Raw genomic sequence first — 17,304 nt, 5'->3', positions numbered from 1 at the left:
CTTTCAAGATGTATTAGCGCTTGCCCGGGGTTCGATTTTTTGCGCGGATTTTGTGGTGGCGACGCGACGCCCGTCGGGTAAGGCACCGTTTCGTGCTCCACAGGCACCATCAGCGGGCCCGCCCGGCACGATTCCGGCGCATGGGCGCGGCGTCGCGGGGGGCTGGCCGTACGCGGAATTTGGCACATGCTTTGCTTTTTACTGGGCCAAGGAGAACGTATCCATGTCCCTGATTCAAACCGGCCGCAGCGCCGCGCCGGCTTCCGAGCCCGTGCAGCTGAGCATCCGCGGCGTCCGCAAATCCTTTCCCGGCAAGGGCGGGGGCGTCCAGGTCCTGGATGGCCTGGACTTCGACATCTACGAAAAGGATTTTGTCAGCATCATAGGGCCCAGCGGCTGCGGCAAGTCAACGATCTTCAATATTATCGCTGGCCTGCTGCAGGCCGACAGCGGCCAGTTGATCTATCGCGGCGAAGCCGTGTCCAGCATGCGCGGGCGGGTCGGCTACATGATGCAGAAGGACCTGCTGTTTCCCTGGCGCACCGTGCTGGAGAACGTCCTGCTGGGCCTGCGGATCCGCGGCGTGGCGGAACGCGAGGCCGTGGACACCGCGCGCGAATACCTGTCCACCTTCGGGCTTTCCGGCTTCGAGAAAGCCTATCCCCAGACCCTGTCCGGCGGCATGCGCCAACGGGTGGCGCTGATGCGCACGCTGATCATGGATCCGGACATCCTGCTGCTGGACGAGCCGTTTTCCGCGCTGGATTACCAGACCCGCTTGTACCTGGAGAGCGTGCTGCTCGAAGCGGTGGAAACCTTCCACAAGACGGTCATCCTGGTCACCCATGACGTCGACGAGGCGGTCGCCTTGTCGCGCCGCGTGGTGGCGTTGAGCGGGCGGCCCACGCGCGTCAAGAACATCCACCGGATCGATATCGAGCGCGGCAGTCCCATCGAAGCGCGCGCCGATCGCCGCTTTTCCGAGTACTTCCATACCCTGTGCGGCGAGCTGGACATCCAGACCCGGAAAAAGGCGGCCTGACCATGTCATCGATACCTCAACGGGCCGACGCGGCCCTCCAGCCGCTTGACGGGACGCCGTCCGTGCCGGTGCGCCGGCGCCGTGTCTTCGATACCGCCGCCGGCCGGTTCGGGCTGCAGCTGCTGGCTGTCATGGTTTTCTTCCTGGTGTGGGAAGCCGGCGTGCGCGCGGGCTGGATCTCGGAGTTCCTGGTCGGCAAGCCGAGCGGCATCTGGGCCATCTTCGTCAAGAACCTGATGGACGGTTCGCTGCTCTGGGATACCGGCTACACCCTGTTCGAGGCCCTGCTGGGCTTCGTGGCCGGCACCGCGATCGGCTCCGTCCTGGGCCTGGCGATGTGGTATTCGGTGTTCGTCGCCCGGTTGGTGGAGCCCTTCATCGTCGCGATCAACAGCGTGCCCAAGATCGCCCTGGCGCCCATCGTGCTGCTGTGGTTCGGCACCGGCCTGCTGTCCAAGGTGGCGCTGGTGGTGTCCATGACCGCGGTGGTCGCGCTGATCGCGGCCTACCAGGCCGCCAAGGACGCCGACAAGGACCTGCAGGCCCTGCTGTATTCCATGGGCGGCAGCAAGCACCAGATCTTCCACGGCGTGGTGGTGCCGTCCGCGCTGCCGGCCATCATCGCCAACTTCCGCATCAATATCGGCCTGGGCCTGGTCGGGGCCGTGGTGGGCGAATTCATTTCGTCGAAGTACGGACTGGGCCATCTCATCTACACGGCGTCGAGCCTGTACGACCTGAACTCGGTGTGGGTCGGCCTGTTCGTCCTGATGCTGGTGGGCTTCCTGCTGTACCACGCCATCGATGCGCTGGAGCGCAATCTCCTGCCGTGGAAGCTCGATGACGGCAGGCCGCACATCCAGGTGTAGCCCGGGTTTCGCGCGCCGCGTCCGCGGCGCTTCTCATGTTCCCATTCGGAGGTTGCAAGTCATGCGCTTTTCCAAGAGTAGCCTGGCGTCGCTGTTCGTCGCCGCTTCGCTGGCCGTCGCCACGGTCCCGGCCTGGGCACAAGCCAAGAAGGTGACGGTCACGCAGGCATTCCAGTCCATGCTGTACCTGCCCTTGTACGTCGCCATCGACCAGGGGTTCTTCAAGCAGCAGGGCCTGGACGTCACCAAGGAGAACGCCGGGTCGCCCACCGCGGCCCTGTCCGCGGTGCTGTCCGGCAGCGCGCAATTCTCGGTGCACGGACCGGAATGGACCGCCATCGCCGCGTCCAAGGGCGCCAAGGTCGGCATCATCAGCAACGTGGTCAACGGCGCCGCGGTCTATATCGCGACGACGCCAGACTTCCACTACGATGGTGTCAAGAGCCTGAAAGGGCAGAAGGTGGTGACGGGATTGATGCCCACCACCAGCACGTCTCTCTTCATGAAGCTGCTGAAGGAGAACGGCATGAATCCGGACAAGGACGTCGACATGATCCAGGTGCAGACGGGATCCGAGGCGGGCCCGTTCCTGGGCGGGCAGGCCAAGGTGGCGGTGCTGTACGAGCCGGGGCTGGACCAGGTGGCCGCCCAGGGCATGAAGGTGGTGCTGGGCTTTCCCAAGCAGTACGGTGCGTACGCGTTCTCGTCGGTGACCGCGCGGTCGGACGTCGATCCGGATGCCGCCCAGCGCCTGGTGAACGGCATGGAACTGGCCCTGCGCTTCATGCAGAAGAACCACGATCAGACGCTGCAGATCGCCTTGAAGGAATTCCCCACGCTGGATCCCAAGGTGGTGACGAATGCCGTCAACCGCATGCTGGCGGACAACGTCTATCCCAAGAGCGTGGAAACGTCGGCGGAAGCCTTCAAGACCGGCATGGATACGCAGATCGCCCTGGGCAACCTGAAGGCCCAGCCCGACTATGCGACCTTCGTCGTACCGACGTACGTGAAGAAAGCGCTGGCGCTGCCCCAATAGGCCGACACGATGAACATGACGCCAACTGAACTGCCCGGCCTGCTCGAGGCCCTGCGTGGCTTCGCGGCGGGCACGCTCGACCGTGACGACTACCTGCGCGCCTGCGCCGCGCGTGCCGACGAATGCGAGCCGTGGCTCAAGGCTTTCGTCACCCGCGTGCCCGCGGCGGACCTGAAAGCCGCGACCCAAGGGCCGCTGGCCGGCATTCCCGTCGGCGTGAAGGACATCATCGCCACGGCGGGTTTGCGCACCACCAACGGGTCGGCGATGTTCGCCGATCACGTGCCCATGGAGGATGCGGCCGTGGTGTCGGCCATCAAGCGCCTGGGCGGTACGGTGTTTGGCAAGACCGTGACCACGGAGTTTGCTTTCCGTCACCCCGGCGCCACCGTCAATCCCTGGAATCCGGCCCACACGCCGGGCGGTTCGTCCAGCGGCTCGGCCGCGGCGGTCGCCGCGGGCATCGTGCCGCTGGCGCTGGGCACCCAGACGATGGGCTCCGTCGTGCGGCCCGCGGCATATTGCGGCGTGGTCGGTTTCAAGGCCAGCTTCGGCGCCGTGCCGCGCGAAGGCGTGCATCCCCTGTCCGGTTCGCTGGACCACGTCGGCTTCATGGCCCGCTGCGTCGACGACATCGCCTATGCCTTGGCGTGCCTGGGCGATCCCGGCTACACCCTGGCCGACGGCACGGACCTGGCGGCGTTCCGCCTGGATCCCCAAGGCGGGCTGGATCCCTTGCCCGCGCCCGCGCTGGCGGTCGTCTGCGCGCCCGGCTGGGACAAGGTGGACGCGCAGCAGAAGGCGCTGCTGGAACAGGTGGCGGCAACACTGCGGCGTGCGGGCGCGTCGGTGGAAGAAGTCGTGCTGCCTGAAATCGGCGCGCCGACGCTGTGGCCGCTGCAGCAGATACTCGGTTTCGAGGCGCTGGATATCTACGGCGACCTGGTGGCGCGCTACCCGGATCGCGCCAGCGCGCGTCTCAAGGGCCTGGTCGACACGTCGCGCGACATCGCGCGCGCCGACTACGTGCGGGCGCGGCGGACGCAGCGCGAGCTGCGCGCGGCCCTGTCCACGCGGCTGTCGGGCTATGACGCCGTGCTGACCGTTCCTGCGTCGGGCGAAGCGCCCCTGGGGCTGGACGATACCGGCGACGCGTCGTGGTGCGCCCCCTGGACATTCCTGGGCTTTCCCGCCCTGTCGGTGCCGGCCGGGCGCTCCGCGCGCGGCCTGCCCCTGGGCGTGCAGCTGGTGGGCACGTTCGGACGCGATATCGCCACGCTGCGCGTGGCCAAGTGGGTGGAGAGCGTCCTGGGTCAAACGGCCTGAGGGCGCGGCGGCCGGCGCGGGCCGCGCGCCATCACCGCCTTCATCACCCGCGCGCCATCAACCGCGCGCTTCGGGCGGCAGCGGCAGCGGTTCGCCGGCGCCGGTGCGTTCGACGATCAGGCGGTATTGCTCCGGGCTGCGATGCTTGGCGAAGTTGAACACGTGCTGGCGGAAGGTCGCGCCCAGGTCCAGGTCGATCTGCGCGGTGATGACTTCGTCGTCCTCGCCGCTGGCGCGCGCCACGATCTCGCCGGAAGGCGCGACGATCATGGAGCTGCCGATCATGTGGAAGCCGTCCTCCGACCCGCACTTGGCGGCCGCGCCTATCCACACGGCGTTCTGGTAGGCGCTGGCCTGCAGCACGATTTCATGGTGGAAAGTGCGCAGGTGCACCGGCTCGGTCCAGTGGATGTTCCACGACGGCGTGTTGTACCCCAGCACGATCAGCTCGGCGCTCTGCAGCGACATGGCGCGCCAGGTCTCCGGCCAGCGGCGGTCGTTGCAGATGCACATGCCGACGTTGATGTCCTGCGTATTCCATACCGGGAAACCCAGGTTGCCGACTTCGAAGAATTTCTTTTCCAGGTGCTGGAAGGGCGCATCCGGCTTGTGGTCGTCGTGGCCGGGCAGATGCACCTTGCGGTATTTGCCCACCACCTTGGCGCTGCGGTCGACCAGCACGGCCGTGTTGAAGCGGCGGCCTTCGGCGGTCAGTTCGGCATAGCCCAGGTAGAAGCCCACGCCGAGTTCGCGCGCGGCGTCGAACAGCGGCTGCACGTCGGCATTGGGCATGGCGCGTTCGAAGTAGCGTTCCACCGCTTCTTCTTCCGTCATCCAGTAGCGCGGGAAGAAGGTGGTCAGGGCCAGTTCGGGAAACACCACGAAGGTCGCCTGGCGGGCCGCGGCTTCACGCAGCATCTCCACCAGCCGCTTCACGACTGCCTGGCGGGAGTCGGCCAGGTGCACCGGGCCCATCTGGGCCACGGCCAATCCGAATTTACGAGCGCGGGAAGTGTGGGGCATGGGAGGAACTCCGGGAATGAACGCAAGCTGGACGCGGCGCCAACGCGCGCCGCGCGTGAAATCCGCTACGCGGGGAATGTGCGCATGATGCGCGAAGGCGGCGGCGGGCGAAACCCGCCCGGCCCCGCGCGCAGCTGCGGTGCAGCATCGCGCGCCGGCGTGCAAGCCCTTGATGCGAAAGAAGTTTCAGGCCAGGCGTCGGGCCGGGAAGGGCGGCGCCCATAACGCGGCCTTATAGCCGTGGCACAAATCTCGATGATGTCGCGCCACGGGGCAGCGATGCGGCGCTCCGCGCCGCCTATTCGCTGCGCTGGTAGCGCTGGTCGGGGCCGGAGTGGTAATGGGTGACCTTGTCGCCCTTCGGCCCCAGGTACACGTACATGACCGAATGCCAGCGGTCGTCCAGCACGTAGTAATACGACCAGACGACCTCATGCTTCTCGCCCAGTCCGACCGCGCCCACCCGTCCCGGCGGGCCGAATTCGCAGCGTACCGCCTCGGGCGTCCAGTCGCCCTGGCGCAGCAGCGCGAAGTGCTCCGGCGACATCAGGGCTTGCATGCGCACCGCGCGGCCCTGGGCGTCCAGGTCGGTTCCCCAGGCGTAGCTGCCCGACGGCAGCTGCGACCAGACCACGCGGCGCGCGCCGTCCGGACGGGTGCAGGTGTAGGAGGGCGTGCCGTATCGGGATTCCATATCGGCCAGCGGCGTGCCGGCGGGTGTCGCGGCGATGTTGGCGCAGCCCGCCAGCAGGCCGGTCGCCAGCAACAGCAAGGCGCCGGCGTGGCGGCGGAGGGCGGACGGGAGAGGATGGTCCATGGCGGATTCCTGCGAATTGCCGCCGCCCGCGCCGATGGCGGGGCGGCAGGCCGGTGATACTGCCAGCCGGCGCGGACCGGCTCGTCGCCACAGCTTAACGCGCCCGCGCCGCCAGTTCCACGGCCGCGTGGCTACGGCCGCGGCCCGCGCCGCGACCCAGGCCGCAACCCGGCCGTGATCCCGGCCGCTTACGCCGCCGTGAAAATCCCGGCCGCGGTCGCCGCCCACACGCAGGCATGCAGCGCCAGGCCGATCAGGCCGCCCACCAGCATGCCGTTGAAGCGGATGTACTGCAGATCGCGGCCGATGCTCAGCTCCAGCTCATCGACGAACTGGCGCTCGTCCCATGTGCGGACCGTCTGCGCGATATGGTCCGTGATGCCCTGGCGCAAGCCCGCGGCCAGGCGTTCCGCGCCGGCCAGCACATGCTGGTTGATGGCGTCGCGCAAGGCCGGTTCGGCCGCCAGGTTGCGCCCCAGCGCGCTCAGCGTCTGTTCCAGATGGCGGCCCAGCGCCGAATCGTTGCTGGACAGGTCGCGCCGCAGGGCGTCGCGCACCTCGTCCCAGATGCCCTGCACGTAGGCCCGCACCTGCTCGTGACCGATGATGCGCTCCTTGATCTGTTCCACCTGCGCCTGCAGGCCCGGATCGTCGCGCAGCCGCGTGACGTAGCCGCCCAGCCAGGCCTCGTAGTCGCGCCGCAGCGGATGGTCGGGCTGCGCCAGCACGTCGCGCAGTTCATCCAGCAGCGCGCGCGCCAGCCGGTCGGCCAGCGTGTCGGCGATATCGTCCACCGGCCGCACCAGGTTCAGCGCCTTGGCCATGCGCGGCCATTCCTTGCGCGCATACTTGACCATCAGCGCCGATGCGCGCTCCTTGACCTGTTCGCCCTCCAGGTAGGCCGCCAGCCGGTTGAGCGCCTCGTCCAGCAGGGCGTGATGGCGCCCGTCGCGCGCCAGCAGCTCGAACAGCTCGCCGGCCGTCTGCGCGGCGTTCCATGCGCGCAGCTTGCCCACCACGAAGCCGTGGATGCCTTCCCGCACCGCCTGTTCGTCCAGCAGGTCCATCGCGCGCAAGGCCCAGGCGCGCGCCGTGCCCGCCACCACGCGGGCCTGGCGCGGGTCGCTCAGCCACTGTCCCAGCCGGGTCGCCGGGTCGAACACGCGCAGCCGTTCCAGCAGCGACACGGGATCGAGGAAATGATCGCGCACGAAGACGGACAGATTGTCCGCGATGCGCGCCTTGTTGGAGGGAATGATGGCGGTGTGCGGAATGGGCAGCCCCAGCGGCCGGCGAAACAGCGCCACCACGGCGAACCAATCGGCCAGCGCGCCTATCGTCGCCGCTTCGCAGAAGGCGCGCACCCACGCCCATAATCCCTGCCCACCCATGGCGTAACTGACGCCCACTCCCGCCAACGTCGCCAGCAGCGACGCCAGGGCCCAGGTCTTCATGCGGCGCAGGGAGGTACGGCGAGGGTCGGTCGGCAACGAGGGGGCTCCATGGGTTGGGGAGGATCGGCGGGCAGCGATGAACCTCCGGGCGGTCGGCGCGGATCCGCCGGCAGTGGCGGGGCCCGCGCGGGCCGCGTTGGTCAAAGACGGTTAGTATCTACCATCAACGGCGCGGCGCGATCCGGGTGCGCCCCGGGTTCGCGTTTGCAGCCTGTTTGCAGCCTGTTTGCCGCCCGTTTGCGGATCGTTTGCAAGCAGCGGTCCCGCGCTCGCGCGGGCGGCTCGACATCGAAGGAGATACGCATGAAAGTCGCGGTCATGGGCGCCGGCGCGGTCGGTTGCTATTTCGGAGGCATGCTGGCCCGCGCCGGACACGAAGTCGCCTTGATCGGCCGGCCCGCGCATGTCGAGGCCGTGCTCGCGCAAGGCCTGTTCCTGGAGGCCAAGACCTTCCAGGAACACATTCCCATGCGGGCCGGCACCGGGCCGGATATGGCGCGCGGCGCCGACGTCGTGCTGTTCTGCGTCAAATCCGCCGACACCGAAAGCGCGGGACGCTCGCTGGCGCCGCATCTGGGCGCCGACACCCTGGTGCTGAGCCTGCAGAATGGCGTCGACAATGCCGAGCGCCTGCAGACCCTGCTACCGCAGACCGTGGTCCCCGCGGTCGTCTACGTCGCCACGGAAATGGCCGGCCCGGGCCACGTCAAGCACCACGGGCGCGGCGAACTGGTCATCGGCCCATCGGCGGGCAGCCGCCGCTACGCCGACGCCTGCGCGGCCGCCGGCGTGCCGGTGGAGATTTCCGACAACGTCATCGGCGCACTGTGGGCCAAGCTCATCGTCAACTGCGCCTACAACGCCCTGTCGGCCATCGCGCGCATGCCCTACGGCGAGCTGTACGCGGGCCAGGGCATCCAGCAGGTCATGCGCGACGTCGTGCATGAATGCCTGGCCGTGGCGCAGGCCGAAGGCGTCGAGGTCCCGGGCGACAGCTGGGCCGCCGTCCTGAAGATCGTCGAGACCATGCCGACGCAATTCTCTTCCACGGCGCAGGACCTGATGCGCGGCAAGGCGACGGAAATCGATTACCTGAACGGCTATATCGAACGCAAGGGCCGCGAGCGCGCCATCGCCACGCCGGTCAACCGCGTCCTGCATGCGATGGTGAAGCTGCTGGAAGGCCGGCCGTAGCGCCGGTTCCGGCGCGATCGCCTCAGCGGACCGCCGCGCAGCGGGCCCGCGCGGCATCCAGGCTGACGGCCGCCGCGCGCATGCGCGCGGCCTGGTCGCCGCGGTCCTGCGGCAGCTTGCCGGACGCGAACGCCAGCACGACGTTGTCCGGCATGTTGCTCACATAGGCCTGGCCCACGCATGAGCAATAGCCGTCCCATGCGCCGGACGACCTGGGAGCATAGGGATCGAGCTGCGGCTTGCGCTGCAGCAGCGAGCGGCACTGCTGCACGTTTGCCGGCACCATCTTCTGCCGCAGTGCGGCAAGACTTCCCGCCGGCGGCATATCCGTGCGCGTGTCGGCCCGGGCGTCGCCGGGCCAGCCCAGCACCGCGCCTGCCAGCACGCAACCTCCCAGGCCGGCGAGCAAACGCAGGAATCCCCTGGACACCAGGGGGTAAGGCGCAACGTGCGAAGTACGGCTGAGCATCATCATCGTGACCCATGTCGCCAACCGCCCGGACGGGCGGGTACGTGGCGGTATTGTGGACAGGAAAGGTGCCGCAACAAACGCGAAATAAGCCGTCATATCGGCCGCTGATCTTCCTTACCGCTGTGCCATCGCACGGTAATGTTTTGACATGTGCAACGCGCCGCGTCGAAGGACAAGCGAGCGTGCGCGCAAGCAGTTTCAAGGGAGGAAAAAATGTTGGGCTTCATCACGGGCAAGTTGCGCGGCGCCAGCCGCCACGAGGGCGGCCCGGAGGGCGAACTGGAGGCATTTCATCAGGCGCTTGCCGTTATCGAATACGACATGGATGGGCAGATACTGCGGGCCAATGCCAACTATCTGTCCGCCTTCGGCTACGAGATCGAAGATATCGCGGGCCACCATCACAGTATGCTGGCCGGCGCGGCCGAGAGCGCCACGCCTGCCTACCGGCAATTCTGGGAAGACCTGGCGCAGGGCATTCCGCAAACCGGCTGCTACCGCCGCGTGGCGGCCGACGGGACCTGTATCTGGCTGCGGGCCAGCTGTATTCCGATATGCGACCGCCACGGCCGTCCGGCCAGGATCGTCGAGATCGCCAGCGAAGCCACCGCCGAACAGCACCGTATCGACGACGCGGCGGGCCAGCTCGCCGCGATTTCGAAAGTGCAGGCAATCATCGAATTCGAACTCGATGGCACCATCATCCGCGCGAATCGTTTGTTCCTGGATGCCATGGGCTACGACGAGAACGAAGTGGTGGGACGCCATCACAGCATGTTCGTCCTGCCCGATGAGCGGCAGTCGGCGGCCTATCGGGAATTCTGGCGGCGCCTGGGCCAGGGCGTCCATGACACCGGCCAGTACCTGCGCGTCGGCAAGGGCGGCCGCAACGTCTGGATCGACGCCAGCTACAACCCCATCCTGGACGGCGAAGGCAGGCCCTGCAAGGTGGTCAAGTTCGCTTCCGACATTACCGGCCGTGTCCTTGCCGCGGAGCAATTGCGCGAGGCGGTGCAGGGCCTGGCCGCCAATGCCGACCGCGCCTCGCAGGCGCATACATTGGCGCTTGAGGCCGCCAATGTCGCGGAGTCCGGCGGCCGCACGGTGCACGACGTCGTGCGCACCATGGGCGCGATCACGGAAAGCTCCCGCCGCATCGCCGACATCATCGGCGTCATGGACGGCGTGGCGTTCCAGACCAACATCCTGGCACTGAACGCCGCCGTCGAAGCCGCCCGCGCGGGCAGCCACGGCAAGGGCTTCGCGGTCGTGGCGGCGGAAGTCCGCAACCTGGCGCAGCACAGCGCGTCCGCCGCCAAGGAGATCAAGGGCTTGATCCAGACGTCCGTCCAGCAGATCGAAGAGGGCGCCGGGCTGGTGCAATCGGCCGGTGCCACGATGGAGGACATCGTGGCCTCGTCGCGGCGCGTGACCGGCATCATGTCGGAAGTCGTCGATGTCTCGCTGGCCCAGTCGCGCACCCTCGGCACGGTGACGGATACGCTGACGGCGCGTTGACCCGCGGCGGCGGGGGCAGCAGATACAATGCCTGCACGCTATCGCGCCTGCCCCGCGCCCGCCCGGAGGAGACACTCATGTCGTACATGCTGCTTATCGTCGAGCCGCGCGGCCAGCGCGCCCAGCGCACGGAAGCGGAAGGGCGCGAGCTCTACGATCAGATGCGCGCCTATGCGGCGGACCTGCACGCGCGCGGCAAGCTGCTCGCCGCCGAATCGCTGGCCGACGACCGCGAAGGCACGCGCCTGCAGGTACGCGAAGGCCGGCAGCGGCTGACCGACGGGCCCTTCGCCGAGGCCAAGGAAATGGTCGGCGGCTTCTTCCTGCTCGACTGCGACACGCGCGAGGAAGCCCTGGCCATCGCCGCCGGCTGTCCGGCCGCGGCCTGGTGCACCGTCGAGGTCCGCCGCGCCGCGCCCTGCTTCGAGTAAAGACGCCGCCATGCGCCATCAGGCCGCCATCGAAACCGTATGGCGCCAGGAAGCCGCCAAGGTGATCGCCGGCGTGGCCCGGCTGGTACGCGACGTCGGCCTGGCCGAAGACTACGCGCAGGACGCGCTGGTGGCGGCGCTGGAGCACTGGCCGCGCACCGGCGTGCCGGACAATCCCGGCGCCTGGCTCATGACCACCGCGAAGCATCGCGCCCTGGACCGCCTGCGCCAGGACGCGTTGCACGCGCGCAAGCACGAAGCGCTGGCGCACGATATGGATGCCCTGGGGACCGGCGTGGAGCCGGACTTCGTCGACGCCCTGGACGCGGCGCGCCAGGACGACATCGGCGACGACCTGCTGCGGCTGATCTTCATCGCCTGCCATCCCGTGCTGTCGCGGGACGCGCGCGTGGCGCTGACGCTCAGGCTGCTGTGCGGGCTGGCCACCGACGAAATCGCCCGCGCGTTCCTGGTGCCCGAGCCGACCATCGCGCAGCGCATCGTGCGCGCCAAGCGGACGCTGTCCAAGGCGGGCGTGCCTTTCGAGGTCCCACCCGCCCACCTGCGCGCGGAGCGGCTGGAGTCGGTGCTGGAAGTCATCTATCTGGTCTTCAATGAAGGTTATGCGGCGACGGCCGGCGACGATTGGATGCGGCCCGCGCTATGCCGCGAAGCGATCCGCCTGGGCCGCCTGCTGGCCGGCCTGGCGCCGGAAGAAAGCGAGGTCCATGGCCTGGTGGCCTTGATGGAACTGCAGGCCTCGCGCCTGCCCGCGCGCGTGGACGAGCGGGGCGCGCCGGTGCTGCTGGCGGACCAGGACCGCGGCCGCTGGGATGCCGAGCTGGTGCGCGGCGGCCTGGCGTCCCTGGCACGGGCCGAGGCGCTGGCCGCGCGTGGCGCGGCATCGCCCGGGGAAGACGGGCATAGGGGAGAGGACGGCCAAGGCAGCCAAGGCAGCCAAGGCAGCCAAGGCGGCCAAGGCTGTCAAGGAGGCGAAGGTGGCCTTGGCGGCGTCGACGGGCGGCTCGGGCCCTATGCCTTGCAAGCCGCGCTGGCGGCCTGCCATGCGCGCGCCGCCACGGCGGCCGACACGGACTGGCCGCGCATGGTGTCGCTTTACGACGCCCTCATGCAACGCGCGCCATCGCCGGTGGTGGCCTTGAATCGCGCCGTGGCGGTCGGCATGGCGCGGGGCCCCGCGGCCGCCCTGCCGCTGGTCGAGGCCCTGGACGGCGATCCCGCCCTGCGCGGCTACCCCTGGCTGCCCAGCGTGCGCGGCGATCTGCTCGCCAGGCTGGGCCAACGGCACCAGGCGCGCGCGGCTTTCGAACAAGCCGCCGCCATGACGCGCAACGCCCGCGACCGCGACATGTTGCTGGCGCGGGCACGGGCGTTGGAGGAAGACGCCGGCGATTGAGGGGCAGGCGCACACATCGCGCGCCATGCCCGCGTCATCAATGGCCGGTGGCGTCGCCGCGGCGGCTGGTTTCGAACAGGAACCAGGTGCGCTGTTCGGTCTCGTCGATCCAGTTTTCGATCAGGCTGGCGGTGGCGATATCGCGGTGCTCGTCGCACAGGTCATGCACTTCCCGCATGAAGCTGGTCAGGCTCTTGTTGTCTTCCTGCAGTTCGGCCAGCATGTCCAGCGGCTGCACGTATTCGGCGTCGTTATCCAGCAGGCGCTGGGTACGGGCGATGTGCCCGATCGACTTCAGGGTCGAGCCGCCGAGCTTGCGGATGCGTTCCGCGATCGGATCGGTCATGGCGAAGATTTCGGTGGCCTGCTCGTCCAGCAGCAGGTGATAGTCGCGGAAGTGCGGGCCGCTGACGTGCCAATGGAAGTTCTTGGTCTTCAGGTACAGCGCAAACACATCCGCCAACAGGCGGTTCATCGCGCCGGCGATGTCGCGGGTGCCGTTGGCGGAGATATCCGAAGGCGTGGCCAGAGGCGCCATGCGGCGCTTCTCGAGGCTGCTCTTCTTGGTCGAGCTCTTGCTATTGCTTGCGGGTTTCTTCATGGGTATCACCTGGGAGAAGCCGTCTTGGGAATCCCATCCGGCTGGATGGGCACAAGCGGCAGTCTAGCTCAGGTTTCGCCGGTCGAGGGCGTCGTCTTGCGTGGCCGGCGCGGACGGGCGGGGGTCTTGCGGGCGGCCCGGGCCTTGGGCTTGGCCGGCTCTTCGCCTTGCACGGCTTCAGGCGGCGCGTCGTTGGCGGGCGCCGTCGATCGCTTCGCCGAAGATGCCCTGCTCGGCGCGGTTGCCTCGATTGCCTCGATCGCGTCGATTGCCGCGGGCGCCTCGATCGCCTCGGTTGCCGGGGCCGCGTCCTCGCGTACCACGTTCATGTCCGACGGCACATCGGCCGCCGCGCCGCCGCTGGATCGCGTGCGCCGCCGGCTGGACCGCTTGGGCTTGTCCTGGGCCGCCGGCGCACTGGTCTCCGCGGGTGCCTGTTCGGTCGGGGCGGCGAGCGACGTCTCCGCCGCCATCGGCAGCATCGGCGCCATGCGGCCTTCGTTCATCGTGGGTTCGCGCAGGTCGCGGACGCCATCGCCGCCTAGGCTGGCGCGGTAGACGTAGGTGCCGGACTTCTCGTCGCGTCCCACGTCCAGCAGTCCGCGCGACTGCGCTTCCTCCAGCAGATTGCCAAAGGCCCGGAATCCGTAGTACGACTCGTTGAAGTCCGGCTTGCGGCGCTTGATGGCGTCCTTCAATGCCGACGCCCAGATCTTGCCGCTGTCGCCACGTTCGGCCATCAGGGCTTCGAAGGTCTCGACCGCGATATCGATGGCCTGCGTCTTGCGCGCCTCGACGTCTTCCTTGCGCCGGCGATCGTCGCCGCCGCCACCGCGCCGCCCGTTGGTGCTTTCGCGGCTCGCGCCGCGCGCGGACGTGCGGGCGTTTTCGCGCACGAGGTCGTCATAGAAAATGAACTCGTCGCAATTGGCGATCAGCAGGTCCGAGGTGGAGTGCTTCACGCCGACGCCGATCACGTGCTTGGCGTTTTCGCGCAGCTTGGACACCAGCGGTGAAAAATCCGAGTCGCCGCTGATGATCACGAAGGTATTCACGTGCGACTTCGTATAGCAAAGGTCCAGGGCATCGACCACCAGCCGGATGTCGGCGGAGTTCTTGCCGGACTGCCGCACGTGGGGAATTTCGATCAGCTCGAAATTGGCCTCGTGCATCGGCGCCTTGAACGGCTTGTAGCGATCCCAGTCGCAATACGCCTTCTTGATCACGATGCTGCCTTTCAGCAGCAGGCGTTCCAGCACCAGGCGGATATCGAATTTTTCGTAGTGGGCGTCACGCACGCCCAGCGCCACGTTTTCGAAATCGCAGAACAGCGCCATGCTGACGTTGTCGTGGGAGGCAATCATCGAGTTTCCTGTTTCTTGTTGAGGCTTATTCGCCGTAGGCCAGGCGCAACGCATGCGCGCGCACGTCGTCGGGCCAGGATGCCATGCATCGCGTCATCGCGGGCGCGTCGCCCGCGAAAAGGGCGCGCGTGGCTTCCTCGAAACCGGCCATGTCGCCGGCCATGGCCGACATGAAGCGATAGGCCGCCTCGCGCCGGTCGCGTTCGCGCAGGCCATGATCGCGCATGCCGGACTCGACCAGCTTGCGGAGCGCGACCGACGCGCCGCCGGGCTGGGCGTTCAACCATTCCCAATGCCGGGGCAGCAGCGTGACCTCGCGGGCGATCACGCCGAGCCGCGGACGTCCGCGTCCGCGCGTCGACGTCCCGGCCGCCGGGCCGGGACGCCCGGCGACGCCCGGCATGTCGACGCCCGCCCCGGTGCCATCCGCCTCGGCGCCCGTTGCGCCGGCCGCGGGCCTGGCGGCCCCGGCGGCGGCCTCCATCGCGGCCTGCGCACGCGCCAGGCGTGCCTGCACATCGTCGCGGCTGCCCCGCGTGTCGATATCGATCACCTGGCCGGTGGTGTCATCGAAGGTCAATACATTCGCATGCTGCGGAACCTGCTCTTCGAGCGCGGCCTTGACCGCCAGGGCGACGTCGGCGAGCGGGCCGGCAGCCAGCCGGCGGTGTCCGGCGAAGGCCGTGCATGGGGTACGGACGGTAAGTGTCATGATGAGTAGCAGCGCGACGGCTGCCCGGTGATCCGGGAGAGAGGAAACGCGGAAGAAAAAGCACCGGAGTGCCTCGAGTCCGCAAATTTTACCCGGATTAAATTAAGCCGTCCACCTGTTTACCGCGCATCCATGCGGAAATCCGAAACGCCCTGAAACCAGCTCGGCGCCGTACGCACGGAATTTGCTCGCCAGCGCGCAGTCGAAGTGAGTAGAGTAGCGGTCGTGTTTCCCTCGGCGCATTGCGCGCGTGGGATATGGAGCAGCAGATGAAGACCTTGACTTTGCGTACTGCCGTCGCGGCCCTGGCGCTGGCGACGGCGGCCGGTGTCGCGTCGCCGGCCATGGCCCATGGCTACGGTTACTACCACGGCGGTTGGCGCGGTTCGTCGGCGGGCTGGTGGGTAGGCGGCGCGCTCGCGTTGGGCGCCGCCGGCGCCATCATCGCCGCCAACTCGCGGCCGGCGGTGGTGTATACCTCGCCGGTGTATGCGGCGCCCGTCTACGCGGCGCCGCCCGTCGTCTATGGCGCCCCGGTGTATCCCGCGCCCGTGTATGCGGCCCCGCCGGTCGCGTATACCCCCCCGCCCGTTTACACGCCGCCGCCCGCGCCCCCCACCAGCCTGATCGCCTATCCCGCGCGCGGGCAGAACCAGGCGCAGCAGATGCGCGATCGCGGCGAATGCCAGGGCTGGGCGATGAACCAGAGCGGCTACGATCCGGAACACCCCAACCAGTGGACCACCGGCGTGATGGTGGACTCCTATAACCGCGCCATGTCCGCCTGCATGACGGGGCGCGGCTATTCAGTCAGCTGACAGCGAATGGCGCCGCCCCGGCGGCGCTATTCGACCTTGCCGATCCTGCGGACGGCTTCGGTCATCTTGGCGGCGTCCGCGTCCCAGTACTGCTGGAACTGCGGCGCGTCCAGGTACAGCACGGGGCTGCCCGCCTGCTGGATCGTGTCCCGCACTTTCGGATCGTTGGCGGCGGCCGCGGCCGCCGCGCGCAGCTTCTGCACGATGGGTTCCGGCGTGGCCGCCGGCACGAAGAGCCCCGACCACTGGGCGAATGTGACGTCATAGCCCAGTTCCTTCAAGGTGGGCACGTCCGGCAGCGACGCCAGCCGCGTATCGCCCCACGTCGCCAGCGCCCTGACCTTGCCCGCCTGTATGTATTGCAGCACCGACGCGGGGCCGGTGGAAACCGCCTGCACCTGGCCGCCCAGCAGCGCGACGATGGCCGGCCCGGCGCCGCCATAGGGCACGTGCAGCACCTTGATCCCCGCCGCGCCATGCAGCATTTCCATCGGGACGTGCATGGTGCCGTAGTTGCCCGACGATCCATAGCTCACCGGCGTGGCGTCCGGACGGCGCAGGTCGTCGATGAACTCGCGCGCGGTCTTCCAGGGACTGTCGGCGCGCACCACCAGCACGGTGGGATCCGCGGTGAATCGCGCGATCGGCTTGAACTGGCGCAACTGGTACATGGGCGAGCGGCCGAGTATGCGGTCGGCCTCCGGAATGATGGAAATGGAAGACAAGGCCATCAGCACCGTATAACCGTCGGGTTCCGCGCGCGCGACCACGCCCATGCCCAGTCCGCCGCCGGCGCCGGCGCGGTTCTCGACCACCACGGTCTGCTTCAGGGTGCGGCTCATGGCGTCGGCGACGGGTCGCGCCACCGTGTCGGCGACCCCGCCGGGCGGGAAGGGCACGATCATCGTGATGGGTTTGGCCGGCCAGTTGTCCTGCGCCTGGCAGACGGTGGCGGCGCATAGCGCCAGCGCGGCGGCGGCCGCCTTGAACTTCGATCCCATTTGTCTTCTCCGGATTGTTTTACTTCTGGCGCTAGTCTAGCCGCTGCCGTGGGTCCGCGGCGATCGGCAGCGGCGTTGAATCCCATGCCGGCATAGGGGCGTTCAATCGCGACCATAAAACTAATTGGCTTCCGCGGGAACCTGGCTTCGCCTAAGCTGTCGATCCATAGGTGCCGGGCAGTTTCGCGCCGGTCTGCAAGGATTAA

The 17,304-nt window shown here is 68.3% G+C and carries 17 protein-coding genes; 9 read left to right on the top strand and 8 right to left on the bottom strand.

Annotated features, from left to right (window positions below; translation table 11 throughout):
- The first annotated feature begins 223 nt into the window (after positions 1–223).
- The 4 genes from CAL26_RS22050 to CAL26_RS22035 all read left to right on the top strand — a co-directional run bounded on the left by CAL26_RS22050 (position 224) and on the right by CAL26_RS22035 (position 4,276).
- A complete protein-coding gene (locus CAL26_RS22050) occupies positions 224–1,042 on the top strand; it encodes an ABC transporter ATP-binding protein (RefSeq protein ID WP_094848845.1) in 819 nt (272 codons plus the stop codon).
- 2 nt (positions 1,043–1,044) lie between these two features.
- On the top strand, positions 1,045–1,911 hold the full coding sequence (locus CAL26_RS22045; RefSeq protein ID WP_094848844.1) for an ABC transporter permease: 867 nt from the start codon (positions 1,045–1,047) through the stop codon (positions 1,909–1,911).
- A gap of 61 nt (positions 1,912–1,972) precedes the next feature.
- Positions 1,973–2,950 (top strand): ABC transporter substrate-binding protein, encoded by a 978-nt coding sequence (locus CAL26_RS22040; protein ID WP_094848843.1) that lies wholly within the window; start codon positions 1,973–1,975, stop codon positions 2,948–2,950.
- 15 nt (positions 2,951–2,965) lie between these two features.
- Complete coding sequence (locus CAL26_RS22035; protein WP_094850018.1) at positions 2,966–4,276, top strand: amidase; 1,311 nt, start codon at positions 2,966–2,968, stop codon at positions 4,274–4,276.
- Between the two features lie 57 nt (positions 4,277–4,333).
- Here the strand turns inward: CAL26_RS22035 and CAL26_RS22030 are convergent, their stop codons facing one another.
- The 3 genes from CAL26_RS22030 to CAL26_RS22020 form a co-directional block, all read right to left on the bottom strand.
- Positions 4,334–5,299: an N-carbamoyl-D-amino-acid hydrolase gene (locus tag CAL26_RS22030; protein ID WP_094848842.1), complete on the bottom strand. Its 966-nt coding sequence runs from the start codon at positions 5,297–5,299 to the stop codon at positions 4,334–4,336.
- Positions 5,300–5,597: 298 nt separating this feature from the next.
- Positions 5,598–6,116 (bottom strand): hypothetical protein, encoded by a 519-nt coding sequence (locus tag CAL26_RS22025; RefSeq protein WP_256988561.1) that lies wholly within the window; start codon positions 6,114–6,116, stop codon positions 5,598–5,600.
- Positions 6,117–6,304: 188 nt separating this feature from the next.
- Positions 6,305–7,570, bottom strand: a complete 1,266-nt coding sequence (locus CAL26_RS22020; RefSeq protein WP_094848841.1) for a DUF445 domain-containing protein — start codon at positions 7,568–7,570, stop codon at positions 6,305–6,307.
- A gap of 303 nt (positions 7,571–7,873) precedes the next feature.
- Between CAL26_RS22020 and CAL26_RS22015 the strand changes: the two genes are divergently transcribed.
- Positions 7,874–8,764, top strand: a complete 891-nt coding sequence (locus CAL26_RS22015; RefSeq protein ID WP_094848840.1) for a ketopantoate reductase family protein — start codon at positions 7,874–7,876, stop codon at positions 8,762–8,764.
- 22 nt (positions 8,765–8,786) lie between these two features.
- On the opposite strand, the gene CAL26_RS22010 is transcribed toward CAL26_RS22015, so the two are convergent.
- Positions 8,787–9,239 (bottom strand): hypothetical protein, encoded by a 453-nt coding sequence (locus CAL26_RS22010; RefSeq protein ID WP_094848839.1) that lies wholly within the window; start codon positions 9,237–9,239, stop codon positions 8,787–8,789.
- 210 nt (positions 9,240–9,449) lie between these two features.
- Here CAL26_RS22010 and CAL26_RS22005 point away from each other — a divergent pair, with 210 nt between their 5' ends.
- The 3 genes from CAL26_RS22005 to CAL26_RS28740 all read left to right on the top strand — a co-directional run bounded on the left by CAL26_RS22005 (position 9,450) and on the right by CAL26_RS28740 (position 12,602).
- Positions 9,450–10,754 carry a methyl-accepting chemotaxis protein gene (locus tag CAL26_RS22005; RefSeq protein ID WP_094848838.1) on the top strand — a complete coding sequence of 435 codons (1,305 nt, stop codon included), beginning with the start codon at positions 9,450–9,452 and terminating at the stop codon, positions 10,752–10,754.
- 77 nt (positions 10,755–10,831) lie between these two features.
- A complete protein-coding gene (locus CAL26_RS22000) occupies positions 10,832–11,185 on the top strand; it encodes a YciI family protein (RefSeq protein WP_094848837.1) in 354 nt (117 codons plus the stop codon).
- 10 nt (positions 11,186–11,195) lie between these two features.
- On the top strand, positions 11,196–12,602 hold the full coding sequence (locus CAL26_RS28740; protein ID WP_256988560.1) for an RNA polymerase sigma factor: 1,407 nt from the start codon (positions 11,196–11,198) through the stop codon (positions 12,600–12,602).
- A gap of 37 nt (positions 12,603–12,639) precedes the next feature.
- Here the strand turns inward: CAL26_RS28740 and CAL26_RS21985 are convergent, their stop codons facing one another.
- The 3 genes from CAL26_RS21985 to CAL26_RS21975 all read right to left on the bottom strand — a co-directional run bounded on the left by CAL26_RS21985 (position 12,640) and on the right by CAL26_RS21975 (position 15,279).
- Positions 12,640–13,203 carry a Dps family protein gene (locus tag CAL26_RS21985; protein WP_094848836.1) on the bottom strand — a complete coding sequence of 188 codons (564 nt, stop codon included), beginning with the start codon at positions 13,201–13,203 and terminating at the stop codon, positions 12,640–12,642.
- 68 nt (positions 13,204–13,271) lie between these two features.
- Positions 13,272–14,567 (bottom strand): NYN domain-containing protein, encoded by a 1,296-nt coding sequence (locus tag CAL26_RS21980; protein WP_094848835.1) that lies wholly within the window; start codon positions 14,565–14,567, stop codon positions 13,272–13,274.
- A 25-nt stretch (positions 14,568–14,592) separates the two neighbouring features.
- Complete coding sequence (locus CAL26_RS21975) at positions 14,593–15,279, bottom strand: DUF2239 family protein (protein WP_094848834.1); 687 nt, start codon at positions 15,277–15,279, stop codon at positions 14,593–14,595.
- Positions 15,280–15,548: 269 nt separating this feature from the next.
- On the opposite strand from CAL26_RS21975, the gene CAL26_RS21970 reads away from it, so the two are divergent.
- Positions 15,549–16,097 (top strand): hypothetical protein, encoded by a 549-nt coding sequence (locus tag CAL26_RS21970; RefSeq protein WP_094848833.1) that lies wholly within the window; start codon positions 15,549–15,551, stop codon positions 16,095–16,097.
- A 26-nt stretch (positions 16,098–16,123) separates the two neighbouring features.
- On the opposite strand, the gene CAL26_RS21965 is transcribed toward CAL26_RS21970, so the two are convergent.
- Positions 16,124–17,098 (bottom strand): tripartite tricarboxylate transporter substrate binding protein, encoded by a 975-nt coding sequence (locus CAL26_RS21965; protein WP_094848832.1) that lies wholly within the window; start codon positions 17,096–17,098, stop codon positions 16,124–16,126.
- Between the last annotated feature and the right edge of the window lie 206 nt (positions 17,099–17,304).

It is taken from the genome of Bordetella genomosp. 9, assembly GCF_002261425.1.
In the GTDB taxonomy this organism is placed as follows: domain Bacteria; phylum Pseudomonadota; class Gammaproteobacteria; order Burkholderiales; family Burkholderiaceae_B; genus Bordetella_C.
This window is presented reverse-complemented; position numbering and strand designations above follow the sequence as displayed.